Consider the following 25,402-nt stretch of genomic DNA (forward strand, 5'->3'; position numbering starts at 1 on the left):
CAAAGAGCTGCATGAGTGATCATGCAGCTCTTTTAACGTTTACATACTTAAGTATTGTTGCGCGCTGATTTGTGCTTGCACTGATTAGTGCATCTGAAATATGTGTCAAACTTCTTTATGATCAATAACTTTGATAATTTATGTGGCTAATTATCATATCTGCATCAGCACTCATGGGTTTTGCAGTTGCCCGTTTCTACCGCGGTAATTTTCCTGCTGTGCTTGCCGCTTTCTTGCCATGGACGAGTTTGCTGGCATGGCTATTGTTTTCTGAATATGTATTACCAGTTCAAAGTGGCGGTGCATCCATGTGGCCAGTTGCGCAATTATTCGGTGGCAGTGTGGCAGCCCTTACTGGCTGGACGACTTTCCGGATTTTCAGGAAAAAATCCTGGCCAGACTAGCTCAGCACATGCAGGCTCCTGGCGTAAAAATTACCTTGTTTGATAATTGTTAGGTTACAGTAGCTGTCATTACCAGCCTGAATTTCTCATGAAAAAAATATCCTCACCGTTGAACCTGGCTGCACTATTTACTGCCACATTTATTTGCTATTCTCCGGCTGCACAAGCTGATAGCTCAGCACGCTGGGTCCACGGTTCCTGGGTAAATGTCAGAGCCAAACCGGAAGTCAATGCAGCGGTGCTGACGCATCTGGTGGCGAATACTCCTGTCCAGTTGGATGTCGCTGCTTCCAGTGGCAAATATTGCGCCATCAGTTGGGGACAGGGGCAGCAAGGTTTTATTGCCTGCAATTTATTGGGTGACAAGGCTTTGCGATTGGAAGACTTTGTTGATAGTTATAACCGGACTAGCGAAAGCAGCAATTATTTTCCGGCGCGCACTTTCTGGATGGCCCCCAGTTTCCGTCGCTTGCAAGAAGCGGGTTTGTATTTCCAGGAAACCACGCTTAGTCCCCAACAAAAGGCTTTGGAAACGGCAGATAATAAATCTGATGGGGACAAGCGGCCAGCCATCAAGCGCTTTCCCATACCGGAATTTGAAGCGATGAAACAGTTGATGATGGCCGGTGTCATTGAACCTGCATCAGCTTATGATAAGCCTCCCGCCTTGTGGGATGATATTCTCAAGCTGGCGAAGGCTGAGGAATTGCCCAGCAAAAAAGTGACGGAAGCTAGCAGTCACTTGAATGGCTCCCTGTTTTATCCTGGTGTGCTGGTCATGTTGCGGCAACTAAATTTGCCCGCAGCAGCCCCCTCTTACTTCAAGTCTTTGCCTGATCTCGGCAGGCCCTCGGCCAATCCTGAAGAGCTGTCCAGGCAGTATCAAATTCCCTACGCGATCAAACCGCTTGGTGGGCCTTACTGGAATGAGTATGAGCCTGCAGGTATTGGTGTCATTGGCTGGTGGGATCTGGGCAAGCTCGATGTTTTTCTGCAAAAGCCCGTCATGAAACACAGTCTTATGTTGAGTGGTCGCTTCACATCCAGCAATTCGAATTTGAAATACAGCTTAGGCACGGATAACTGCAAAGAGGGGTTTCGTTTTGTCGGCCTGGATGTGCAAACCGAACCTGTTAAGAGTTTGGCGCAGAGAAGGCTGGCGCCTAAAGCGAGAGATGAAGCAGTTTTGCATTTTTATACTCTTGGTGAATTGCCTGCATTGAATGGCGCGGCGCAGGTGACTACGCAAGCACCATACAAATTGCAATACGATACCAAGGCAAAGTGGAATATCTTTGAGCATTTTTCGCAGGCAAGCATGACCAGCATAGACCTGGATAAGGATGGCGTCGCTGATTTTGCCATAGCTGAAGCCTGGCACCGTAATGCCGGGCTTGATAGCGCCGTTGATCAGCCCGCTTACCGGGTGATCTTTGTCAATGCAGCCGGTCGTTGGTATATATTTGATATTGATCGATATAGCATCTGCGGTTGCTAAAACCGGTGGTGCTGCAAGCCCTCAGCCAAAAAATCAAACACTGTCCTGATACGTTTGCTGGACTTGAGTTCTCTGTGGGTGGTCAGCCATACAGGTAGAGATGGTAAGTCTTGCTCGACCAGGATTTGTTCCAGGTCAGGACTTCGCTCTGCAAGCCAGCGCATGGTAATGCCTACACCCAGACCTTGCTGCAAGGCATGCCAGTTGACCAGGTAGTTATCGCAACGGAAATCAAAAAAGCTGCGGTCTATCTGTAAGCCTGCTGCACGAAAGCCGCTAATAAACTGTTCGGACTGATCCAGACCCAGCCAGCGAAATCTTTGCATCATTGCCAGCGAAGTGACCTGCTCATGTTCTGGCCGGCTGGGCAATTCCGCCAGATAATCTCTATGCGCATAGATGGCTATGGGCCAGTCGGTCAGATGGCGGGCGATCAGGGCAGACTGGGCTGGCCTGACCATGCGTATGGCGATGTCGGCCTCGCGCTCCAGCAAATTACTGATCTGGTTGCTGGCGACCAGTTCTATCTGGATTTCAGGATGCAGTTGCGCCAACTGGCGCAGCAGGGCTGGCAATACAAAGGCTGAAACCATTTCACTGGCGGTGATCCTGACAGTGCCGTGCATATCATGATTTTGCGTGGCTGCAGCCATACCGAGCGAGCGCGCCGCTGCCATCATGTAGCGCGCAGGTTCAACCAGGTTTTCACCCGTGGGTGTCAGCTTCAGGCCGCGGGCTACTCTTTCAAACAAGGCTGCCCCTAAACTGCTTTCCAGTTCGGCAATCTGGCGCGACAGGGTGGGCTGGCTCAGGCCCATGGCCTCTGCCGCACGGGTCAGTGAACCATGTTCGACCACGGCGACGAAACTGCGTATCAGGTTCCAATCGGTCTGGGAGGGGTCGAATGCGAGCTTGGACATGTTTTTCCAGTGGGTAAAGTAAGACACATTTCATTTCCGTAGATACCAAGCATTGTAATCTGCACAAGGCCATGCTGACCTGATCTGCAAGAAATGCCGTAGCGGAGTATATTCAGGTTTTCTAACTTGCTCATTGTATCCATGTCTGAACTCAGCACCGTCATCATTGTTGGCAGTTCGAGAAGCAAAGGCAATACCTCTGAACTAGCACTTGCTGTTGCCAGCAAACTCCAGGCCAGCGTCATCGACCTGAATCAATACCAGATCGCCCCCTTTGATTATGAATTCAAGAATCGGGACGATGACTTCCTGGCGTTGATGAAGCAGGTACTCAGCTTTGACCGCATCATACTGGCGACCCCCATGTATTGGTATGCCCCCAGCGCCATCATGAAGACTTTCATGGACAGAATTTCTGACTTGCTGAAGGTCGAGAAAGACCTGGGGCGGCAATTGCGTACCAAGAAGGCGGCGTTGTTGGGCACGGGTTCAGATGCCATACCTGCCACCTGTTTTGAGCAAGTGTTCCAGCTTACTTTTGATTATCTCGGCATGGCCTATCAGGGCATGCTGTATACAAGTTGTGAGGATGAATTTATCCATGGCGAGCATCTGCTTGCCATAGAGCGGTTTACGGAGGTCTTGAATGCTGAATGAAACGCAAATCGATGCCTATCTGCACAGACTGGAATACAGTGGTCCACGCGCGGTGGATCTGGCGACACTTACGGCTTTGCATCAGGCACATCTGCAGCAGATTGCTTTTGAAAACCTCGATATCAGTCTGGGCACGAAACTGGATCTGTCGACGGATGCCTTGCTGGATAAATTACTGCGGCAGGGCCGTGGCGGTTTTTGCTATGAGCTGAACCAGGCTTTTGCGCTCTTGCTGGAAGCACTGGGATTTACCGTCAGCCGCTTGTCGGCGCGCGTACATAATGGCAAGGACTTTGGGCCAGACTTTGACCATATGTTGTTGCTGGTAGATGTGGATGGAAAAGACTATCTGGCCGATGTGGGTTTTGGTGATTGCTTCCGTAGCCCTCTGCAATTAGGAGGAGATGGTGTGCATGAATTCGGTCTGCATTATTATCTGCTTGCAGATGGTGAGCAGCATTATGTGCTCATGCAGGGCAAGGATGGTGGTACAGGGCATGCGCAATATCGATTCAGTTTGCAAGCTCATGCGATAGAAGATTTTTTTGAAATGTGTGAGTATCAGCAGACGTCGCCTTTATCGCATTTTACGCAGAAGTCGATTTGTTCTATCGCGACTGTCGCGGGGCGTGTCAGTATGTCGAATAACAAGTGCATAGTCACTGATAGAGACGGGCGGCATGTGCATACTATACATGGTGAAGGTGAATACAGGGCCTTGTTGCTGAAGTATTTTGGAATGCGCTTGGCGGGGGATGTGGATGTTGGCAAGCTATTTTTGAGGCATGTTTAGGACGTAACTTTCTTCAAACTTTTACAGACTCATTAACGTCATTCCTGCGAGCTTTCGGCAGGACTCTAGTGGTGTTCGTGGCAAACTATCGAGTGACTTAGTTTCAGACTTATTGTGTTTTATGCGTCTGTGCAGTTAAATACCTAAACACGTAATTTAAGATTGCCGGCCGGTGGTAGACCGGCGGCTACACACCTTTTTGCTTCGCCAAAAAGGTGCGCCAAAAAGGCGACCCAGGCGTCGCTGCCCCCTAAAGGGGGGCCCCTTTGCTGCAAGTCAAAAAATGGGAAAGTCCGAAAACTCGCTTCGCTCAAACATCGACCTTTCTTTTTCCATTTTCTGCCTTGCAGCAAAGGCATCGACACATGGGAACTGCGGGAAGTCAAAATCAACTGCAACTGCAACCCCCAAAGTCAAAACCTACCCTACAGCACCATCAATCCGTCTGCTGTTGATATTCCATGATGTCACTATCAATCAATAATCCGCATCCTGAATTGCCTGCCCTTGATGTTGGTACGGCTCAGTCTGTCCACGGTCTTTTCTGCAACTTGTCTGTCTATGGCGACGTAGGTGACGAATTCCGAGACATTGATTTTGCCTACCTGTTCTTTCTTCAAACCCAGGTCAGCAGTCAGTGCGCCGAGTAAATCACCGGGGCGGAGTTTGTCTTTTTTGCCGCCCATGATACAAATGGTCATCATCGGGGCTTGCAAGTCTCTTTCCGGGCCGGCTTCAAGTGCGTGTATGTCGCCCCAGTGGGCTGGCTCGCCCTGATATTCTTCGATGAGTTTCACCCACTTTTTTTCGCCGGGTGTGGCCAGGCTGAGTGCCAGGCCTTTTTCGCCAGCGCGGCCAGTGCGGCCTATGCGGTGGATGTGGACTTCGGTGTCTTTCGAGACATCGACATTGATGACAGCACCCAGGGTTTGTATGTCCAGGCCGCGGGCGGCGACGTCGGTGGCGACGAGGACGGAGCAACTTTGGTTGGCAAAGCGTATCAAGACTTCATCGCGGTCGCGCTGTTCGAGGTCGCCATGCAGGGCCAGGGCGCTGATGCCCTGGGCGTGCAATTCTTCTGTCAGTTCGCGGCAGTGAATCTTGGTGTTGCAAAAGGCAATGGTGGATGTGGGCTGGTAGTGATGCAGCAGAGTAGCGACGGCAATATTGCGTCCTTCTGGTGTCACCAGGTAAAACAATTGCTCTATGTGATTGGCTGCATGCTGGGATTCAACCTTGATCTCAACCGGGTCGCGCAGCAGTTGCTCGCTGGCCTGGCGGATATCATCCGGGTAGGTGGCCGAGAACAGCAGGGTTTGCCTGCGCGTTGGTGTGGCGGCGACAATGTCGTAGATATCATCGTAAAAGCCCATGTCGACCATGCGGTCGGCTTCATCCAGCACCAGGGTTTGTACGGTTTTCAGGTTGATCGTGTTACGGCTGATATGGTCGATCAGGCGGCCAGGCGTACCAACTACGATATGTGCTCCATATTCGAGTGAAGCAATCTGTGGGCGCATGGGGGTGCCACCGCACAGAGTGACAACCTTGACGTTCGGCATGGTTCTGGCCAGACGGCGCAATTCATTGGCGACCTGATCCGCCAGCTCACGGGTAGGGCAAATCACCAGGCCCTGCACTGCAAAGTAAGTGGGATTGAGCTTGGCTAGTATGCCTATGCCAAAGGCCGCAGTCTTGCCGCTACCGGTCTTGGCCTGCGCGATCAGATCTTGCTGTTGCAGGATGATGGGCAGGCTGGCTGCCTGTATCGCCGTCATTTCCTTGTAGCCCAGGCTGTCCAGATTGGCAAGCATGGGCGCGGATAGCGGCAGGGTATTGAAGGCGGTGGATTCTGACATGGGGTGTATTTTTGTATGATGATGGCGACAACAGGCTGCTTAGTTTCTGAGCAGCCTGGCGGATATGTCGTCATTGTAGGGTAAGCTGCCGCCAGCGTGGCGTGCTTTGGTGCAGGAAAGACTGAAACCAGGTATTTATGCAGGCCAGACCAGATATTCAATGCCATTTTGTATAGAACCTATGACCAGAGCCTGGTTTTCGGCACTTTCGCAGAAGCTGGCGAGTGCGCCGGCAGCAGTGATTTTATTGGTATTGAGCTGGTCCAGCCAATAGTTGAAGCCAGCTTGATCCGGGGTGCGGTGCAAGACGTTTTGATAAAAATTGGTCACCAGCACGGTATTTGTTGGTTTGGTGCCATACAGTTTCTGGAACTCAGGTGACAACATGAAGCCAGCGGCAACCGTTGTCAGGCTGGAGCCCTGATCCATGTCATTGATCCAGTAGCCCAGTCCTTTCAAGTCTGGCTTGCGGTCAAAAGCCGCCTGGTACAGGCGATAAGCCTGCCCTGCTATCCCATTGATATCCAGAGCGATGTTTTCGTCTGTGAAATGCAGGCGTTCTACATTGATCAGGGTATCTGTGCCTTCGGTACCACTCCTGGCGGCGACGACGGCAGTGCCGCTTTTGACGCTGACGCTGTAATTTGTGTGCAGGCCGTTATAGATGGCGGTATCAAGGCCCAGATCTCCATCGATCGCATCATTGCCGCCATTGCCGGTAAAGCTATTATTGAGCTTGTTGCCATACAAAGTGTCACTGCCGGCACCCCCGATGGCATTCTCTATGTAGGCTCCATAAGCGATACCGAGATTACCCCGGCCATCATAGGTAGGCACGGTGCCACCGGCATAGCCAGGTGGATTTGGCGCTGAGACCATGCGGATATCAGAATAAGCACCAGGGGTAAGGTCTATCATACAGCCGAGGGTAAAATTGGCGACAGAAATCGTATCATTGCCACCGGCATCCCAGATGGCCTTTAAAAAGGGCGTATTTGGGTCAAATGTGTAGACGTCATTGCCAGTTCTATAGGTTTTATTGACACCATAAACATATTGCATGGCAGCGATATCCAGCACCATGGGTGTTTCCGGCACGATACTTTTAAAGATGAATATCGGCTTTCCAGACGTATCGTAGGTAATGGTTCTGAACAAGTCATTGCTCTGTTCAGTGTAAGACATTATGGAATATTGCGCCGTATCGTAAGTCGAGGGCATTCTCACATCACCCTCGAAAGTATGCTTGAGCCCAAGCGCATGTCCAATTTCATGGATCAATGCTGAATAATTGAAGGAACCTGCATTCCAGTTGGTATTGGCTTTATTGCCATTGCCAGAAAGCCAGATGTCGCCGCCAGAAGGGCTGACACTGCTAGGTCTGTAGGCCCAGCCCCAGGCTTTACCTCCAGTTGAGGTGGTGTCTGCTATCGAAGTCCAGCCCACCCGTATAGTCCCCGCGCTGCTGCTATTGTCTGCAACCTGGATAAACTGCAGGTCGGCAACATTGGCCCATGACTGCAAGGCAGCCTTAGTCGCATTTTGCTGTTCCGTACTCAGGGCATAGTGGGTTCCCGCAGTGGGTTCATTCTCTGAGGTGTAATCGCTGGACTTGTTACGGCCATAAAAATACGAATCCCCATTTGTCCATGGAAAACTGTAAGTAACAACAGCCTCGTTCAGCCCTCCCCATTTAATGCCATGCAGCAGGGCGTCTATCAGGGTGACGCCTGAGATATTGAAAACGGTAACTTGACCTGCATCGCTGGGTAATGGCATAAGAATGATCGTAAGTAAGACTGATAAGCTCCAGTATAGCCAATTAATGCCTGAGAAACAGCAAACACGAGAACCAGAGGTGCTTGGTTGTTGCTATATGGGCAATGATTTACTGGCAAATAAGGAGTGGCAAATATGCGCCAGGCAAATTAAGCTGTGAGTCTCTACAGGAGAAATACCATGATCATCGCCATCATTGTGCTTTTGCTTGCTGCTTTCTTGCTATATGTTGCTGCACTGCCTGATCAGTTTCGAGTTGAGCGTTCCCTGGCATTGCGGGCTACACCTGAACAGATTTTTCCATTGATCAATGACTTTCACGAATGGGAAGCCTGGTCATCCTGGGAAAAGATCGATCCGGCAGTAAGGCGCACTTATGACGGCCCCGCGCAGGGTAAGGGGGCAGTGTATGCATGGAATGGCAATAAGCAACTTGGTGAAGGCAGGATGGAAATCCTTGAAATCCAGCCCTTTAGCTGTTTACGCATACAAATCAATTTCTACAAGCCTTTTGCAGCACAAAACATCATCGAATTCCGTCTCGAAGACAAGGGGGCGACAACTATAATCAGTCAAGCCATGATCGGTCCCTGCAATTTCATGTCCAAATTAATGAGCCTGTTTTTCAGCATGGATAAGATGGTCGGTACAAAGTTCGATGAGGGCTTGCTCAGTCTGAAAAACATCGTCGAGAAATCCTGAATCTTTTTGAATATGCGACAAATGAAGTATCTGGCTGACTTTAGCCAAAGCAGAGATAATAATTTCAACCTGATACGCCTGCTGGCAGCGCTGGCAGTATTGTTTGGACACAGCTATGCCTTGCTGCGCCAACCCGAACCCTTGGGGGCCAGCCTGGGCATGAGCATAGGCAGTATTGCGGTTGACCTGTTTTTTGTCACCAGCGGTTACCTGGTGACAGGTAGCCTCATTACACGGCAGAAATTGCCTGATTATTTCCTGGCGCGTGTAATGAGAATATTTCCTGGTTTGATCTGCATGGTGTTATTGAGCGTGTTTGCGCTCGGTGCGGTATTCACTTCTTTGCCTGCGACCAGTTATTTTTCCAGTTCTGCTACCTATCAATATCTGTTCAAGTGTGCAAGCATCGTCACAGGTATTTGGTACACCCTGCCCGGCTTGTTTGAGCACAATCCCTACCCTGCTGCTGTCAATGGCTCGCTCTGGACTTTACTCTATGAACTGGTCATGTATGCCTTGCTGGCGGTATTTTGGGGCTTGCATGCCTATGTCTGGAAGCGCTACAGACACTGGTTAGCGCGCGTGCTTGTGCTGGCTTTTTCTGCATTAGCGATCTACGTCGTGCGTCATCATTATCTACTGAACATGGCTGAATTTGACCGGATGTTCTTTATGTTTTTTTCCGGTGCCGCGTATTTTCTTTTGCGTAAACATATACAGCTGAAGCATGGATTTGCCATAGGCACCATGCTTGCACTCGTCCTCAGTCACTATATCAATCCGCAAGTATTCACCCTGGCCTATTATCTGAGCCTGCCCTATCTTTTATTGTATCTTGCTTATATACCGGCAGGCAGACTGCGCATGTATAACCGAGTCGGTGATTACTCTTATGGCGTGTATATCTATGCCTTCCCCATACAGCAAGCCCTGTTATCCCTTGCGCCACAGATGCCAGTCGTGATACTGACAGTTTTTGCGACAGCGTTTACCATGATTTTTTCCATTAGCTCATGGCATGTCATAGAAGAACCTGCAATGCGTGCCAGGCTATGGCTGACAAGACGATGGAAACCACAGCAGACGAATCTGGATGCATTGTCGAAAGGATGAAAAATGGCAAGACAGCGAAAAATGTTTACCTGGCTATGTCAGCATAGTCTTGTCAGCTTTCTTTTACTGACGCTGAGTTTTGTGGTGTTTGGCAAGCTGTCTTTTGATATCGTCCACCTGTTCAGTGCAAATGCAGAATACTTGCTCGACAATGGCTGGGCAGGCATGGTCGATGGCGGCTTGCAACAATTGCTGGAACTGATACTTTCAGCCTGTGCTGCCATGGCTGCCTATATGCTATTCAAACTGTGTGAACAGGCCTTGCTGGAACGCATGCGGCACCAACATGACTGAGCACAGCGGAACAATACTGAGCAAGAACTATCATGCGGAATGACGCAAGACTGTTTATTCTGCAGCCTGCCAGGGAGAAATCATTGAGCAAGTCCTGCTATCAAACGCGTATGCTAAGGGTGCTGCAATACATCGATACACATCTGGATGAAGACTTGACGCTTGATTGTTTAAGTGAAGTTGCTGCTTTCTCAAAATTTCATTTCCACAGACAGTTTTCTGAATACTTTGGTGTCGCGGCATTTCGCTATGTGCAGCTATTGAAACTCAGGAAGGCCATGTATGAACTGGCTTTTCGTCACCATAAGCAGGTCATCAATATTGCCCTGGATAATGGCTATGAAAGCAGCGAAGCTTTTTCACGCGCTTTTAAAAAAAGCCTGGGTCTAAGTCCGGCACAATTCAGGAAACAGCCTCAGTGGGACAACTGGCAGAACAGCAATCTGACCATCAACCATTGGAGAGAACAGTATATGCCCATGACATATCAAAACAGCGATGTACGCTTCGTTAATTTTCCGGAAACCCGTATCGCCGTGCTGGAACATCGCGGTGCCCCCGGTTTGCTGCCCAACAGCATTCTGCGTTTCATAACCTGGCGCAAGCTCAACAAACTGCCACCCAGCGTCAGTGCGACTTTTAATCTCATCTATGACGATCCTGAGCAAACGCCCGCAGCCGATTTTCGTTTTGATCTCGCGGCCGCAGTCACTGCGCCAGTGGCAGAGAATGAATATGGGATCGTCAACAAAATTATTCCAGCCGGGGAGTGCGCTGTGTTGCGACACACTGGCAGCGATGCGCAACTGGCTGGCGCTGTGCGCTTTTTGTATAGCAGCTGGCTGCCGCAAAGCCAGCGTAGTCTGCGTGACTTCCCCTTGTTTTTTCAGCGCATCAGTATTTTCCCAGATGTGCCTGAACATCAGATGGTGACCGATATATTCTTATCTCTGCAAGAATAAATTTACAGGTCAAGCACCAGTTCTCCAGCCTGTGCGCGTGAAACGCAGATGCAGATGCGGTCTTTTTGCTCTGCCTCTGTCAACACCGAGTCCCTGTGCTGGGCTTGTCCGCCCAGCAGCTTCACAGCGCATGTACCGCAATTTCCAGTTTCACATTCGGCATCTGCAGTGATGCCGTGCGCACGTACTGCTTGCAAGATACTTTGGTCGGCACGGACTTGGATAACTTTTTTACTGCGCACCAGCTCCACCCGAATTTCTTCATCATCTGCTGATTTTTGTGCGACAAATCTTTCATAGCGCACTCTCTCCCTGTCCATGCCCAATGCTGCTGCCGCATTCAGCACGGCAGCGATCATGCTGGCAGGGCCACAAACATAGATCAGGCTTTCTTCGCTGGCTTCAGCCACCGTCCGGTGGATATCCAGTCGTTGGGCATGGTCAGTCGCATACAGATGCAAGGCATCGCCCAAATTTTCCTGCAACTCTGCTCGATATGCCATGGCCTGGCGTTGACGACCAGCGTAATGCAATGTGAATGGCTGCCCTTGGGCCTTCAATTGCTCAACCATGGGCTTGATGGCCGTGATGCCTATGCCACCGGCAATCAGTATGGTTGGTGCCGCATGTGCAAGCAGCTCGAAGTCATTGCGTGGTAAATCGCAATACAGATGCATGCCCAGCCCATACAGTTCATGTACGGCCATCGAACCACCGCGGCCCTCAGGTTCGGCCAGTACAGCAATTTCATATACGTCAGACTTGCTCGCGGCGGAGCTGATGGAATATTGGCGTGTGCCAGCTTGTCCATTGGCCAGCAAAACTGGCACGCGCAAATGTGCTCCAGCACCCACGGCAGGCAAGTCTTTACCTGCCGGATCACGCAGCTCATATGCGCGTATGCGCGGGCTCAACTGGCGCACGCCAGTAATGACCAGCTCCAATGGGCCATTGCCAAGACGGGCTGGTTTTACAGGCACATTCTGTTGCTTTAATTGCTCTTGCAACAAATGGTTTTCAGCCTGAAGACTAGCCAGCATGACTTGTACTTCCTGGTCGGTGAACCTGGGTGTGATATGTTGGGGGCAGTTCCATTCTATGGCTTCCACCGTGATGACCACGGCACGTTCGACACGAGCGCGGTAACTGGACATTTCCAGCCTGGCGATCAGGCGTGGGTCTTCAATTTCATGAACGATTTTCGCCCTGCCCCAAATTTTTAAGCGGCGGCGGTTGGCATAATCCATGAGTATCAAAGAAATCTTGTCGCTGGCAAACAGGTTGCCTACACTTAAGTACTGGGCATTGCCCGAAAAATCGGCATAGCCTATGGTTTTTTCATCAATGACTTTGAGAAAGCCGGCTGGGCCACCACGGTGTTGTACATAGGGCCAGCCGTTTTCCGAAATTGTTGCCTGATAAAAACTGTCGCGGGCAATAATGAATTCCGTGTCCCGTTCCAGCAAGTAGTCACGTTTTTCTTCCACCAGTTCAAAACCACGATTGGCCTCACGGCTGCCATACAGGCTTTGTGCTGCCTTTACGCTGGGGGTAAAACTGATATCGGCGAATGCGCGTGACATGGTGATCTCCTTGCTGTTACTGGACGGGTTTCTGACTGCAATTACAGATTGACTTTAGGGAAGTCGATTTCCAGGCGGCTGGCCTTACCCAGGATATTTGTCAGGATATTCATACCCACATGGGTGATCACTTCGACGATATCTGCATCGCTATAACCCGTGTCGCGCATTTCCAGAATTTCTGCTGTAGTGACTTCACCACCGTGCTCGACTAGCGAACGGGCGAATTTCACGGCGACGGCTGCTTTGGCATCCTGACTGCTGCCAGCACGATTGGCCGCCATTTCTTCATTGTTCAAGCCCGTGCCACGACCAATGGCGGTATGGGCAGACACGCAATATTCACAGGAATTTTTTTGTGCTACAGCCAGGGCGATACGTTCGCGGGTTTGCGGGTCCAGGCTACCTTCACCAGCGATGCCGTGCAAGCCGAGAAAAGCGCGCAAGGCAGCAGGTGAATTGGCGAATGCTTTCAAGAAATTTGGGACCATGCCCAGTTTTGTTTGTATTGCTTCCAGCAAGGCCAGTTGTTCAGCATTGGCAGTTTCTTTAGTGACGAGATTGATGCGGCTCATGATTTTTCCTAAGTGTTAAGTATCAGTATTCAAAGCGCCCTATTGCGCAGTGCTTAGTTTGAGCCTTTCATTGAAATATAAGAATAGCCTTCATGTTGAATTGATTATTTCGTAAAATGGAATAATAAAAAGCTTATCCGTGGCCGCCATGAAAAACAGCATGAACTAATTGCCAGTAGATTTGTCTGTAATTAAGCCTAGTTGTGCTGAATTAATAATAAATAGCCAATAGACCAGCATAATTTTTAGAGAAATCTCATAAAAATCCCACCACTGGCGATGACTGGCCTGATGGGCGCAGCTATACTGCGGCCTGATGTCATACCGTACTGTCAGAACTCATTTTGGAGTGTATTTTGTTTAAAACCCTTGCTTTTCCTGTGGCCCTTGCGGGCGTTTTTTCATTTGCTCATGCTGACGAAGGTCAGTGGCAACCGTATCAATTGCCACAACTGAAGGCTGAGTTAAAACGCATAGGCATCAATATGCCAGCAGAAAAACTGGCAGACTTGAACAAGCATCCCATGTCTGCCATGGTGTCGCTGGGTGGGTGTTCGGCAAGTTTTGTTTCCAGTACCGGTCTGGTGGTGACCAATCATCATTGTGCTTATGGTGCGGTACAAAGAAATTCGACAGCAGAAAAAAATTACATCGCCAATGGATTTTTGGCGAAAACCTTGGCTGAGGAATTGCCTGCTGGCCCCGATGCGCGCATGTACATTACCGACAAAGTCGAAAATGTGACGGAACTGGTGAGCCAGGGCCTGACTGCTGCCATGTCAGGCCGTGCCAGGGCAGAACATGTGGAAAGTCGCATCAAGGCCCTGGTCGCTGAATGTGAACAAGACAAGGCATACCGTTGTTCCGTTCCCAGTTTTCACCGTGGCCTGGAGTATTACCGCATACGCCAGATGATGATACGTGACGTGCGTCTGGTCTATGCGCCGTCAGACAAGATAGGCAATTTTGGTGGTGACGTCGATAATTTTGAATGGCCGCGTCATACCGGTGATTACTCTTTCCTGCGTGCTTATGTAGGCAAGGATGGCCGCCCTGCCGACCCTTCTGCTGACAATGTACCTTATCAATCAAAAGACTTTTTGGTGGTATCTGCCCAGGGCTTAAAAAATGGCGACCCGATTTTGATGGCCGGTTATCCAGGCCGTACCAGCCGCTATAAATTGCCAGCAGAGATACGCTTTGCCCGTGACGTCAGCTACCCTGCCAAAGTAACAGAATCCAGGGCAGACTTGGCCGTCATCGCCGCAGCGACCCAAGGCAATGCCGGTGCCGCTGTGCGTTATGCCAGTGTGGTCAAGGGAATCAGCAATGGTTTGAAAAAGACCGAAGGCTTGCTTGATGGTTTTGCACGTAAAGACATTGCTGCCATCAAGGATGGGCAAGATGCTGAATTCCGTCGCTGGTATGCTCAGCATGGCAGCAAGCAGGATTTGCTCAAGGAACTCGATACTCTGATCACGGCCGACATGGCCATGTCGGAGGAAGAGTTCGCCTGGTCCGTAGCCAGCACCAGTGAGTTGCTGAAGAGTGCGCGTACCCTGTATCGCCTCGCCATTGAAATTGAAAAACCGGATGCTGAGCGCCATACCGGCTATCAGCAGCGGGACATGACTATCATTGCTGGCAAACTCAGCCGTCTGGAACAATCGTATCTGCCGAATGTGGATCAGGCCAGGTTCACTGCTGCGCTGCAAAGATATAATAAATTAGCTGCCAAGTCCCACATACAAGGCCTGGATGTATTGTTGCCCACACCGGAAAGCGTCGCTGGCTTGTATCAGCAGAGTTCTTTGAATGAAACCGCGAAACGCCTGGGCTGGATGAGTAAGGACCGTAAAGCGTTCGAACAGTCAGATGACGCCTTCATCCGCTTGGCAGTGAAACTGCATGACACTGCAATGTCGCTGGAAAACCGTCGCAAGGAACTTGATGGCAATCTGGAGCGCGTCATTCCCCAGTATATGCAAGCTGTTATCGAGTGGAAAAAATCCCTGGGCAAGCCAGTGTACCCCGATGCCAATTCCACCCTGCGCGTGACTTACGGCACGGTAGCGCCTTACTCACCACGTGACGGCATCAGCAAAGGCCCATTTACGACAGTCGAAGGTATAGTCCAGAAGCACACCGGCAAGTCACCATTTAATATGCAGGAAAGTTTGTTGACTGCAGTAAAAGAAAAACGCTATGGCGTCTTCAAGGACGCAGTTTTGCAAACCGTGCCCGTCAATTTCTTGTCCAGTGCAGATACTACCGGTGGTAATTCCGGTTCTGCCGTCTTGAATAAAAATGGTGAACTGGTGGGTTTGAATTTTGATTCCACGTATGAGTCCATCACCAAGGACTGGTATTTCGATACCGCCATCACACGCGCTATCCAGGTAGATATCCGCTACATGTTATGGGTCATGAAAGAAGTTGATCATGCCGATAATTTGTTGAAGGAAATGACGATCAGGTATCCTGAAAAATAAGCGATCAGTAGCCATGAAAAAAAGCGTATCCTGCAACTGATACGCTTTTTTCTTTTCAAGGCCTGGTGGGTGTGTTTTCAAAATGCCGGCTGCTATCTGTAATGCTCAACCAGGATAGTTTGTTTTCACAATAAATATCCATGCGTGGCGACAAGCTTTCATGCAGGTTCACAGTACCCAGATACAGCATGCTCAGGCCAGTGTATTTTTCCTGATTGGTGTTATAGATGGATGTGCCGCAGGCTGTACAAAAATGGCGCTGGGTATGTGAGGTAACGGCGTAGGTTTTCAACAGTTGCTGGCCCTGAGTGAAGACCAGCTCAGCAGACTTCACGACTACATAAGAAGATAATGCGGCTCCTGTCATGCGGCGGCACAGGCTGCAGTGACAAGCAACGATTTGTACTGCCGGAGCAGGGTAATGATAGGCAATTTCTCCACAACTGCATTGCCCGGATATTGTTTTCATAAAGTCTCCGATAGGTTAACTTTGGCCAGCTGTCACGCACCTTCCCATTCCAGATCCTTACCATGGTCCCAGACGGTGGGGGCAACATAATTTTTTGCCCATGCCTCAATCTGTGTGGCTGGCATGGGGCGGGCTATGCCATAACCTTGTACCAGGTCGCAACCCAGGCGCAAGAGCGCGACACCGTGTTCTGCAGTTTCCACGCCTTCGGCTATCACTGCGCGATTGAATGCATCCGCCAGGCCGATGATGGCGCTGATGACCGCCAGGTCATCCTTGTCTTCCAGCATATCCCGTACAAAGCTCTGATCGATTTTCAGGGTATCGGCAGGCAGGCGCTTCAGGTAAGACAGGGATGAATAGCCAGTGCCAAAATCATCGAGGGCAAAGCTGACGCCGATTTTCTGGCAAGCCAGCATGACTTCGCGTACATGCTGGATATCCTGGATGGCGGCAGATTCCAGTATCTCGATTTCCAGCCTTTCTGGTGCAACATCAGGGTAAGCGGCAAGTATCTTGCGCAGGCGTTCGACGAAGTCCTTGCACTGAAAATGGCGGGCTGCGATATTCACGCTGATGACCCATTCTGCATGCAGGGCGGTCCAGGCGCGCAATTGTGCCATGGCTTGATGCAGGACCCAGTCACCGACGTCAATAATCAGATCGGTATGTTCTATCAGCGGCAAGAATTGCAGCGGCCCGACGATGCCCTGTTCGGGATGTTGCCAGCGTAACAGGGCTTCCATGCCTATGATACGGCCCTGACGCATATTCACCTTGGGTTGAAAATACAGCCGCAATTCATCCTGTTGCAGGGCTTGGCGTATGCGCGCCCGCTGATTATGATGGGTGCGTAATTGCTGGTCTTGCTCGGCATCGAACAAGTGAAATTGATTGCGGCCGTTCAGTTTGGCCTGGTACATTGCCTGGTCGGCACAGCGCAGCAAGGTGTCAGCATTGACATCGTCGCGTGGATAAATGGCCACGCCTATGCTGGCAGACAGACTGATGCTTTGCAGTTCTATCTCATACGGCTGCGCCAGCTCAGCCAGCAGCAGGGCCAGATTCAATTCCACGCCTGCGACATCTTGCTGGTTTTGCAGCAGCACCACAAACTCATCACCACCCAGGCGTGCAACATGGTGCTCAGTACCTGCACTGCTCTCCAGACGGCGGGCTACCTGCTGCAATAATTTGTTGGCGAATTCCTGGCCATGGCTTTCATTGATGGCCTGAAAATGATCCAGGTCCAGCAGGCATACAGCCAGCCATTGTTGATGAGTGTGCGCCGTTTGTATCGCTGCGCTGAACCTTTCACTCAGGGCGGCACGGTTTTCCAGTCCAGTCAGCACATCATGGCCAGCTTGCCAGCGCAGTTGTTGCATGAGTTGATGTTTTTCGCTCACATCACGAAACACCAGCACGCAACCCATGACCTTGCCATTCTTTTGCCGTATTGGCGCTGCCGTAAAGTCGACTTCAAATCGCTGACCTGTACGCGCGCTCAAGATCTGATTATTTGCCTGCAAGATGTCGGTGCCCTGGCAAATTTGCTGCAAGAATTCTTGTAACTGCCTGCGTTGCTGGCTATCTGTCAGGGAAAACACGTCTGCCAGTGCGTGCGACTGTGCCTCTTTGCGACTCCAGCCGCAGATCTGCTGAGCAACCTTGTTGAGCATCAGTATGCGTCCATGCACGTCGGTACTGATAACAGCATCACCGATGGATGCCAGGGTGGTTTCTACCCTGACATTTTCCGCAGCCAGTGTTGCTTGTGCCTGGTTGCGCTCGCTGATATCAATCAGTGCACCTATGCTGCCTATGGCATTGCCATCGACATTGGTGAAACTGGCCTGGTAGTAAATCACATCCAGAATTTTTCCGGCTGCCTGTATCTGCATTTCCATGACCAGCTTGTCTTGCCCGCTTTCTTGTTGCGGTCGCTTGCTGGCATGCAGTGCCAGTACAGGCATGGGTTTGCCAACCACATCGGCAGCGCGCAAGCCGAACAGTTCTTCCCAGGCGTGGTTGATGCGCTGGCAAATACCATACTGGTCCTGAAAAAAAATTGGTATCGGCAAGGCATGTATCAATTGCCAGGTGAAGTGGAGTTGCTCGCTATTGGCGCGCTGGCTGCGTTGCAAGCTCAGTAACAAGGCTTGCACTTCATCAGCCATACTGTTGAAAGTCCTCGCCAGGGCGCGCGCTTCTGCCGTACCGGTGATGGCCATACGTACGCTATGCTGGCCTCTCTTGAACTTGTCAGTTGCCTCAGCCAGACTGTGCATGCTGCGAGCATTCGAGCGCAACAACAGACCCAGCAGGAAATAAATCGTAAATATGGTGAGTAGCGAAATTTTTGCCTGGTCCATGACTTTTTGCCAGACATGCCGGTTTTCACCAGCAATGCTGGTTTCTAAATGCAAGACAGCGATATTCCCATCCTGCAACCGGACTTCCCTGGCTGAATTTTCAGCCTCCCAGGATAAAAGTTTGACAAACCATGCTGGGGCACCGGATGCCGGTGCGCGGGCATCCTCAGCCTGGATTTGATGTTGGCTGTATTGCCAACTGATGCGTGAGAGTGCCGGGCTGACTTCCACCTCTTGTACCAGCAGTTTGTGTATCGCAGCCGTATTGCCCTGAATGGACAAGCTGCTGAGTACAGGGATCAGATAGTGCGCGGTATGGCGTAATTCTGTAGTCAGTCTTTGTCTGGCATCGCTGACTTCTGCATTGATCATCAGGTAGTACCGCAAGCCACTGACTAAGACGATCAATACAAAGATGGGGAGGAATAAACGGGTATAGACCCCTCGCTGCTGCCATCGCTGTAAAAAATCTTGTAATGTTTGCACAAATTCAATGAAATTCAGGGAAGTAAAGCAGTTTGGTTGTCTGGGACAGAAAATGTGAGTAATTGTAACCTGAAGATTAATCTTGCCGTATTGAAAAAAGTGATATGCGGCAAATATGCGGAAAATGCTTAGGCCAGCGCATCGAATATAATGAACTCCCCATGAAAGCCTGGCCTTAACTGATGAACCCTGATGACAAGACAATGCGCCTGTGTGTACCGATGCTGGCTCAAGTTCAGGTCTGCATTGTTCTGGTTTCCAGGCCAGATGAAGCTGGCCAACAGCAATGACACCTAAACACGAAAATTTCCCTTCAGGGCTGGAAGCCTGCTTATTGCTCGTCTTCTTGTTGGGGATAGAGTTCATGGTCGGTCTTCTGGTACAGGACAGCAGCAGCTGGACCGGCATAAGCCCGGATGAAGTCGATGCAGTCATCATGGTCTTGTCCAATGCCGTGTTGTTCACAGGCGTATTGCACTACAAGGGCATGAGTTATGCAGAATTGTTCCACTCCTCTGCTGTTTCCAGGAACAGGACCTTACTATTGATCGTGCCGGTACTATTGCTGGTGCCGGGGTTGGAGATGGTGCTGGGTGTTCTGGGCGGCTGGCTGGAAGCCTGGCAACCAGTGCCTGATAGCCAGCAAAGAATATTCGACGACATGATGGCCAATGGTGTGCACTCCATCATCACGGCCTGCCTGGTTGCTCCGGTGCTGGAAGAGATGCTGTTTCGCGGCCTTATCCTGCGCAGTTTCCTGCAACAGTATTCGCGCTGGGTAGCAATCCTGGGCTCCGCCTGCCTGTTTGGCCTGGCACATATGAATATCTACCAGTTTCTTTGTGCCACGATAGTCGGCGTATTGTGCGCGTGGCTGTATCAGAAAACACGCTCCCTGTGGCCGGGCATCATCTTGCATTCGGCTTCTAATGGCGCTGCCATCTGCGTTTACAGAATGACGGTTTCAAAGGGGGGAAATGTTGCCTGGCAACCCACTGCAGGAGCCTACATGGCGGCCTTGCTGTCTGCCGCTCTGGGAATATACTTATTGCGACGCTTGTGGGCGAGCGACAGCGATCCTGGTTTGTAGGTGCTCACCAAAAAGGCACTGGAAGCCATTGCTTGCAGCGCCTTTTTTCATCATTACCTGATCAAAGGATCAGCTTCAAACGGGCTGCATTTCACGCTTCAGGCGGCGTGGCACTTCCCAGTCGAGTTCGGTCTCACGCTTTTTTTCCAGTGCATCGATATGCTTGAGTTTTTTGCCTTCAACGAACTGGCCAGACAAGAGCAGGCGCGGTTTGCTTGCCGCAGACACAAAGCCATGAGTTGCCCAGCGTGAGCGTGGCAGGCTGGTGGCTGCCAGGATGCCATAATCCGCGCCGCAGCTAATGCCTTTTTCGGCGACGATGGATTCACCAGACTTGATGTATTTGGCGGCATAAATGCTGCCCTTGGTGGCGATCCAGCGACCGCTGTGGATTTCACCGCGCAAGCTGCTGATTTCGCCGGTGGCACGCAGATAGCCCCAGTTGCTGATGTCGCCCTGGCTGTGGATACTGGCCACATCCAGATTACCCTGGCAAATCAGGTTGGCAGCAAACAGAGCGCCTTCGACCTGGATATCGGTTTCACTGAACAACTCGCCCTGGCAATTGCAATCACCCGCAACATGGATGGCTGCCGCCGACAAGTGGCCGCCAACAAACTGGATTTCACCGACTTCCAGCACATCATCGAGTTGCACATTGCCATGGCAATCAAGGTCGGCACAGGCAACATAACCCAGTGCCTGGATATCGCCAAAGCCGCCAAAGGCATCATGATGGTCATAGCGCGCCAGGATGGCGGGATGTACCAGTATGTCCATATAGCTGCTGCCATCTGCCGCGGGTTTGCGCTGGTCAAGTTCCAGCATGCGGGCCATCCAGTCAGCGCTGCAACCAGTCTTGATGAGGTATTCCACGTCAATATTGCCACCGGCGTCGAGCGCATGGCCGACATACAGGGATTGCACGCGGATATCACCAGTGACAGTCAGCTTGCCCAGGCAAAACACTTCTTCCGCCTCTAAATCGCCATCAATCAGGCAATCACCGCCGACGATGAACTGGGTGGCAATCACGGCATCACCCTGGATATGCACGTCGCCAGTGCTGGCAAACTGCTTGCGCTTCAAGCGTGTGGTTTGTACCGGAGCAGGTAAGTCCAGAGCAGCCAGGACAGGCTTCTTTGTAGCAGGAGTAGTGCGCTTGGTCATGGGAACCTTGGAGTAGTGATAGATGGGCTAAATGAGGAATGGAATTACAGAGCCGCATTATCCTCGAAATGCAGGCGGCTCAGCAATCCTTGTGCCTTTGTTAATCTTGTTCAGGACGGCAGTGCATCCAGCCGCCCGCTTTCTGCCAGTTCACGGATGATGCGCACGGTTTCCACATCGGCTTCCTGATAGGCAGATTTGCGGTATTCGTTATACATTTTCGCTTCCGCATCTTCTGGCTCAGCGTTGCCACTGTCATAGGCGAAACGGACAAACAGCGCATCTGGTTGCGGCTCTTCTATGCTCATGCGCAAGGAAGACTGGGGTATGTCCTTCTGGGCTGCTACATCATAATGCACGTGTTCCAGGTGGGTAAAGCTGACCCGGTCGGTGACTTCCAGCGTACCGTACTTCAGGGTGCGTGTCATGCTTGCCTCAGTACGGTCCATGATGCTGGCGTCATCCAGGTAAGAGACAAACAGCTTTGGCATTTCTGCCCGCAAGACCAGGCCGCGCCACAACTGTTCGCGGCTGATGACCTCTATCGTGGGATTGCTGAGATCGTTGATTTCAACTAAATGTTCAAATTTCATGGAGCACCTTTGTTCTGATGCCGTCAGTTTACTCTACACACCACATGCTGTCAGCGGGTGTTCAAGTCTTGAGTATGGATTCAACCAGGGACAAGAATGCCTGATAGCGTATCGGCTTTGCCATATAGGCATCACAACCTGCAGCACGGAAACGCTCTTCATCGCCGCTCATGGCAAAGGCGGTCAGGGCGACGATCTTGATATGCTTGGTTGCTGCGTCAGCTTTTAGCTGGCGAGTAGCGGTGATGCCGTCGATGCCTGGCAACTGCATATCCATCAGGATTAATTCAGGTAATTCTTCCCTGGCAACTTGCAAGCCCAGCTCTGCATCTACGGCTTGCAGCACTTCATGGCCAGCATTTTGCAATAGAAATGCGGCCAGCTTCATGTTCACGGGATTGTCTTCTATGATCAGTACGCGCGTCATTTCATTTACCCCTGCCGGTCATGGCCCGTCTGACTTCGCCGATGAATCTGCCATGATTGAAATCGGATTTTTCCATGACTTTTTTGACATCGCCACTTAGACGTACCCTGTCTTCGGCGGTCACTTGTTTTGCAGTCAGGACAATAATCGGAATACTTGCAGTGACTGTATCACTTTTCAAGGCTTCCACCACATCAAAACCATTGATTTCAGGCATCATCAAGTCCAGTACGATGAGATCAGGCGTATATTGCCTTGCCATATTTATACCTTCTTGCCCTCCTAGTGCGCCCAGGGTGCGATAGCCAAATGAATCGAGCTGGGTAGTGACCAGTTTCACTGCTTTGGGATCATCATCGACGACCAGGGCAATTTTTTGCGTCGCCTTCGGGTCGTTGCAAAAACCAAGCACCGTCAAGGCCGTGGTCAGGTTTTCTCTGGCGATGGGTTTTTGCATGACATGGGCAGCACCCAGTGACAAGCCACGGCCCCGGTCAGCGACGATGGAAATGATGACCACAGGGGTAAATGCAAACAGTGGGCGTTGTTTGAAGCGCTCAAGAAATTCCCAGCCATCCATGCCCGGCAACAATATATCCAGGGTAATCAGGTCAGGATGGGTTTCTTCGGCCAGGTTCAGTGCAGCTTCGGCTGTGCTGGCTCGCAGAATGCGAAAACCTTCGCTCTCCAGTTGTACGCGCAAGACTTCAGCAGCCTGGTCATCATCTTCGATGATCAGGGCCAGCAACTCGCCACTCGCCAGGCTATTGTCACTACTTACACTGTTAACAACTGACGGAGTCGCTGGCGCAGTGCCGTACTTGCCTGGCAGATTGGCAGTGCGCCAGGGCAGCAAGATCGAGAAAGTCGAACCCTTGCCAACGATACTGCTCATGCTGACACTGCCTTCGTGCAATTCTGCCATGCGTTTTACCATGGCCAGTCCCAGGCCCGTGCCCTGATGCTTGCGCGAAAGGCTACTGTCTATCTGGGTAAAGGCTTGGAATAATAGTGGTTGTGCCTCTTGCGGTATGCCTATGCCGCTGTCGCTGACCGTGATTTCCAGATAATGTTCAAAGCGCCCCCCCGCCGCCTGATAGCCATCAATGCGGCGTGCTGACAGATGCACCCTGCCCCCCTCAGGAGTGAATTTGACGGCATTCGACAAGAGGTTGTAGATAATTTGTTTCAGTTTGACTTCATCCAGCCAGATTTCGCCCATGCCTTCCTGGATTTTGGCAGTGACTTGCAGGTTTTGCAGGGTCGCCTGTTCACGTATGACTTGCAGGCTGGATTGCACCAGGCTGGCAATGTCGGTGGGTTCCAGGTTGATCTGCATCTTGCCTGCTTCTATCTTGGACAGATCGAGAATGTCATTGATCAAAGCCAGCAAGTGTTTGCCGCTATTGAAGATATCCACTGCAGCATCTTTTTGCTGACTGGACAAACTTCCCATCAAACCATCCTTGAGTATTTCTGAAAAACCGACGATGGCATTCAAAGGTGTGCGCAATTCATGCGACATATTCGCCAAAAATTCTGATTTCATGCGGCTGGCTTGTTCCAGTTGCTGATTTTTGGCGGCGATTTCGTCGCTACTGGTGCGTAATTGGTCGGCCAGTAGTTTCAGGTCATTGTATTGACGCAGATTGTGCAGGGCAACGCCAAGCTGGCCAGCCAGTCTTTCCAGGAATGCCTGTTCACCAGAAATCACATTATTGGTGGTGGCCAGCACCATGACGGCCAGGCGGTGTTCCTGATACATCACGGGTATCATCAAGACATGTTTGGGGCTGAAATCTGCCAGTCCGGTTTGCAGACTCAGGCGGCTGGTATCCAGGGAATTGCTTTTTCCAGTCAGGGCGGCCTGCCCCAGCAAGCCTTCGCCCAGTTCAAATTCACGCGGAATATCCCGCCCCAGACCATGGCTGGCTTCGCAACGAAAACGCGCATACCATTCATCAAAGCTATACAGCGCCGACATCTGGTAACCATGGCGTTCTGCCAGCAAGGTCAACAGGCTGTCGAAAATCTTGTTGCGTTCAAAACTTGCAGTGAACAGGATTTGTGCCTTGACCTGGGTATCATCATAATGGGCCGCAGTCCTGAGTTTGCGCTCTGTCATGGTGAATTCGGTGACATCCACATTCACAGACAGGCCACCGACGATATTGCCATTGTCATCGCGTAAAGGAGCGGTACTGTTGGTGATGGTTTTGCGGCTGCCATCAAAGCAGCGTATGTCTGCCAGTTCAGCCAGTATGGTTTCGCCAGTTTTCATGGTGCGTGCCAGCGCCCATTCATCCGAGGTTATGCGTTTGCCGGTATCTGGCCACCAGCCTGCATATTCGCCATATTGGTCCATATTGACCTGGCGGCTACCGCCCCAGATGAGCTTGGCACCAGGATTGATCGTGGTCAGTGAGCCTTCGCGGTTGCAAATCAGGACACCGACCGGCAGGATATCCAAAACTTGTTTGAGCAGTGACTCGCTATCGCGTACCGCTGTTTCAGCTTCAGCACGCTGGATCTGGTCACGCCTGAATTGCCACCATAGCAAGACACCGCCAGCCAGGGTGATGATGAGTACCAGTATGCCTATATGGCGCGCCTGCACGAAACTGTTTTCCACCTGGGTCCGGCGTTGTTGCTGCAAGACTCGTTCTTCTTCTTCCATGCTGCTGATTTGCACCAGCAGACCTTCCATGACAATGCGTGGTGTGCCGCTGACCAGATGCTTGCGCACCGCCGGGTAACCCTCCGCCTGGTAAATTTGCAGGACTTTGTCGAGAGCAATTAATCTCTCGTTCAGTTTCAGTGCCAGATTTTTATATAATAATTGTTGGCGTGGATTATCCACCGTCAGTTCGGCGATCTTTTTTTCTGCCTGACGTATTTGCGCTGATTTGCTGTCGCGCTGGCTGGTGAAGACGTCGTCACCAGTGATAAAGTACAGGCGTTGTATGCTTTCCAGCTCAAGTACGCCAGACTTGACTTCATATAACTGATCCAGGACCTGATAAGTATGCGTCACCAGAAGTGAATTCTCACGATAGTCTTGCAGCGAGCGATACAGTTGCCAGCCAGCTGAGAGAAGTAGCGCCAGCCCGAACATAAGCCCTGCGAGCAGTCTGAATTCGGTACTGAGTTTTTTCATATGCAAT

21 protein-coding genes are annotated in these 25,402 nt (G+C 51.0%); 10 read left to right on the plus strand and 11 right to left on the minus strand.

Annotated features, from left to right (window positions below; translation table 11 throughout):
* Nucleotides 1-140: 140 nt before the first annotated feature.
* Nucleotides 141-404, plus strand: coding sequence for a hypothetical protein (locus tag H8L47_RS21900; protein ID WP_186955732.1), 264 nt, complete (start codon nt 141-143; stop codon nt 402-404).
* An 88-nt stretch (nt 405-492) separates the two neighbouring features.
* A complete protein-coding gene (locus H8L47_RS21905; RefSeq protein ID WP_186955733.1) occupies nt 493-1,902 on the plus strand; it encodes a hypothetical protein in 1,410 nt (469 codons plus the stop codon).
* Here the strand turns inward: H8L47_RS21905 and H8L47_RS21910 are convergent.
* Nucleotides 1,899-2,822 (minus strand): LysR family transcriptional regulator, encoded by a 924-nt coding sequence (locus tag H8L47_RS21910; RefSeq protein WP_186955734.1) that lies wholly within the window; start codon nt 2,820-2,822, stop codon nt 1,899-1,901. The two genes, H8L47_RS21905 and H8L47_RS21910, sit on opposite strands and share 4 nt — an antisense overlap.
* Before the next feature lie 141 nt (nt 2,823-2,963).
* On the opposite strand from H8L47_RS21910, the gene H8L47_RS21915 reads away from it, so the two are divergent.
* Both H8L47_RS21915 and H8L47_RS21920 read left to right on the plus strand, forming a co-directional pair.
* Nucleotides 2,964-3,479 carry a flavodoxin family protein gene (locus H8L47_RS21915; protein ID WP_186955735.1) on the plus strand — a complete coding sequence of 172 codons (516 nt, stop codon included), beginning with the start codon at nt 2,964-2,966 and terminating at the stop codon, nt 3,477-3,479.
* Nucleotides 3,469-4,272: an arylamine N-acetyltransferase family protein gene (locus H8L47_RS21920; protein ID WP_186955736.1), complete on the plus strand. Its 804-nt coding sequence runs from the start codon at nt 3,469-3,471 to the stop codon at nt 4,270-4,272. The genes H8L47_RS21915 and H8L47_RS21920 overlap by 11 nt, the downstream gene beginning before the upstream one ends.
* A gap of 473 nt (nt 4,273-4,745) precedes the next feature.
* Here H8L47_RS21920 and dbpA read toward each other — a convergent pair whose 3' ends face one another.
* Nucleotides 4,746-6,131, minus strand: coding sequence for an ATP-dependent RNA helicase DbpA (gene dbpA, locus H8L47_RS21925; RefSeq protein ID WP_186955737.1), 1,386 nt, complete (start codon nt 6,129-6,131; stop codon nt 4,746-4,748).
* A gap of 135 nt (nt 6,132-6,266) precedes the next feature.
* Nucleotides 6,267-7,910 carry a DUF4214 domain-containing protein gene (locus tag H8L47_RS21930; RefSeq protein WP_186955738.1) on the minus strand — a complete coding sequence of 548 codons (1,644 nt, stop codon included), beginning with the start codon at nt 7,908-7,910 and terminating at the stop codon, nt 6,267-6,269.
* A gap of 180 nt (nt 7,911-8,090) precedes the next feature.
* Between H8L47_RS21930 and H8L47_RS21935 the strand changes: the two genes are divergently transcribed.
* The 4 genes from H8L47_RS21935 (at nt 8,091) to H8L47_RS21950 (ending at nt 10,981) form a co-directional block, all read left to right on the plus strand.
* Nucleotides 8,091-8,612: an SRPBCC family protein gene (locus H8L47_RS21935; protein WP_186955739.1), complete on the plus strand. Its 522-nt coding sequence runs from the start codon at nt 8,091-8,093 to the stop codon at nt 8,610-8,612.
* Between the two features lie 21 nt (nt 8,613-8,633).
* The gene (locus H8L47_RS21940; RefSeq protein ID WP_222616644.1) at nt 8,634-9,725 is read left to right on the plus strand and encodes an acyltransferase family protein; all 1,092 of its coding nucleotides are present in this window, start codon (nt 8,634-8,636) and stop codon (nt 9,723-9,725) included.
* A gap of 3 nt (nt 9,726-9,728) precedes the next feature.
* The gene (locus tag H8L47_RS21945; protein WP_186955741.1) at nt 9,729-10,019 is read left to right on the plus strand and encodes a hypothetical protein; all 291 of its coding nucleotides are present in this window, start codon (nt 9,729-9,731) and stop codon (nt 10,017-10,019) included.
* An 83-nt stretch (nt 10,020-10,102) separates the two neighbouring features.
* On the plus strand, nt 10,103-10,981 hold the full coding sequence (locus H8L47_RS21950; protein WP_222616645.1) for an AraC family transcriptional regulator: 879 nt from the start codon (nt 10,103-10,105) through the stop codon (nt 10,979-10,981).
* A gap of 2 nt (nt 10,982-10,983) precedes the next feature.
* Here H8L47_RS21950 and H8L47_RS21955 read toward each other — a convergent pair whose 3' ends face one another.
* Nucleotides 10,984-12,564: a 2Fe-2S iron-sulfur cluster-binding protein gene (locus H8L47_RS21955; protein WP_186955743.1), complete on the minus strand. Its 1,581-nt coding sequence runs from the start codon at nt 12,562-12,564 to the stop codon at nt 10,984-10,986.
* Between the two features lie 41 nt (nt 12,565-12,605).
* Nucleotides 12,606-13,139 carry a carboxymuconolactone decarboxylase family protein gene (locus tag H8L47_RS21960; protein WP_186955744.1) on the minus strand — a complete coding sequence of 178 codons (534 nt, stop codon included), beginning with the start codon at nt 13,137-13,139 and terminating at the stop codon, nt 12,606-12,608.
* Nucleotides 13,140-13,495: 356 nt separating this feature from the next.
* Here H8L47_RS21960 and H8L47_RS21965 point away from each other — a divergent pair, with 356 nt between their 5' ends.
* On the plus strand, nt 13,496-15,631 hold the full coding sequence (locus H8L47_RS21965; protein WP_186955745.1) for a S46 family peptidase: 2,136 nt from the start codon (nt 13,496-13,498) through the stop codon (nt 15,629-15,631).
* Nucleotides 15,632-15,686: 55 nt separating this feature from the next.
* On the opposite strand, the gene H8L47_RS21970 is transcribed toward H8L47_RS21965, so the two are convergent.
* Both H8L47_RS21970 and H8L47_RS21975 read right to left on the minus strand, forming a co-directional pair.
* Nucleotides 15,687-16,100, minus strand: coding sequence for a GFA family protein (locus tag H8L47_RS21970; RefSeq protein ID WP_186955746.1), 414 nt, complete (start codon nt 16,098-16,100; stop codon nt 15,687-15,689).
* Nucleotides 16,101-16,132: 32 nt separating this feature from the next.
* The gene (locus H8L47_RS21975) at nt 16,133-18,958 is read right to left on the minus strand and encodes a bifunctional diguanylate cyclase/phosphodiesterase (protein WP_186955747.1); all 2,826 of its coding nucleotides are present in this window, start codon (nt 18,956-18,958) and stop codon (nt 16,133-16,135) included.
* A gap of 286 nt (nt 18,959-19,244) precedes the next feature.
* Between H8L47_RS21975 and H8L47_RS21980 the strand changes: the two genes are divergently transcribed.
* Entirely contained in the window at nt 19,245-20,048 is an 804-nt protein-coding gene (locus H8L47_RS21980; protein ID WP_186955748.1) for a CPBP family intramembrane glutamic endopeptidase, read from the plus strand.
* 75 nt (nt 20,049-20,123) lie between these two features.
* Here the strand turns inward: H8L47_RS21980 and H8L47_RS21985 are convergent, their stop codons facing one another.
* The 4 genes from H8L47_RS21985 to H8L47_RS22000 form a co-directional block, all read right to left on the minus strand.
* Entirely contained in the window at nt 20,124-21,218 is a 1,095-nt protein-coding gene (locus H8L47_RS21985) for a hypothetical protein (protein WP_186955749.1), read from the minus strand.
* 110 nt (nt 21,219-21,328) lie between these two features.
* A complete protein-coding gene (locus tag H8L47_RS21990) occupies nt 21,329-21,811 on the minus strand; it encodes an SRPBCC family protein (protein WP_186955750.1) in 483 nt (160 codons plus the stop codon).
* 61 nt (nt 21,812-21,872) lie between these two features.
* Nucleotides 21,873-22,238 (minus strand): response regulator, encoded by a 366-nt coding sequence (locus tag H8L47_RS21995; protein WP_186955751.1) that lies wholly within the window; start codon nt 22,236-22,238, stop codon nt 21,873-21,875.
* A gap of 1 nt (nt 22,239) precedes the next feature.
* Nucleotides 22,240-25,395, minus strand: a complete 3,156-nt coding sequence (locus H8L47_RS22000; protein ID WP_186955752.1) for a response regulator — start codon at nt 25,393-25,395, stop codon at nt 22,240-22,242.
* Between the last annotated feature and the right edge of the window lie 7 nt (nt 25,396-25,402).

It is taken from the genome of Undibacterium umbellatum, from assembly GCF_014284125.1.
GTDB classification, from domain to species: domain Bacteria; phylum Pseudomonadota; class Gammaproteobacteria; order Burkholderiales; family Burkholderiaceae_D; genus Undibacterium; species Undibacterium umbellatum.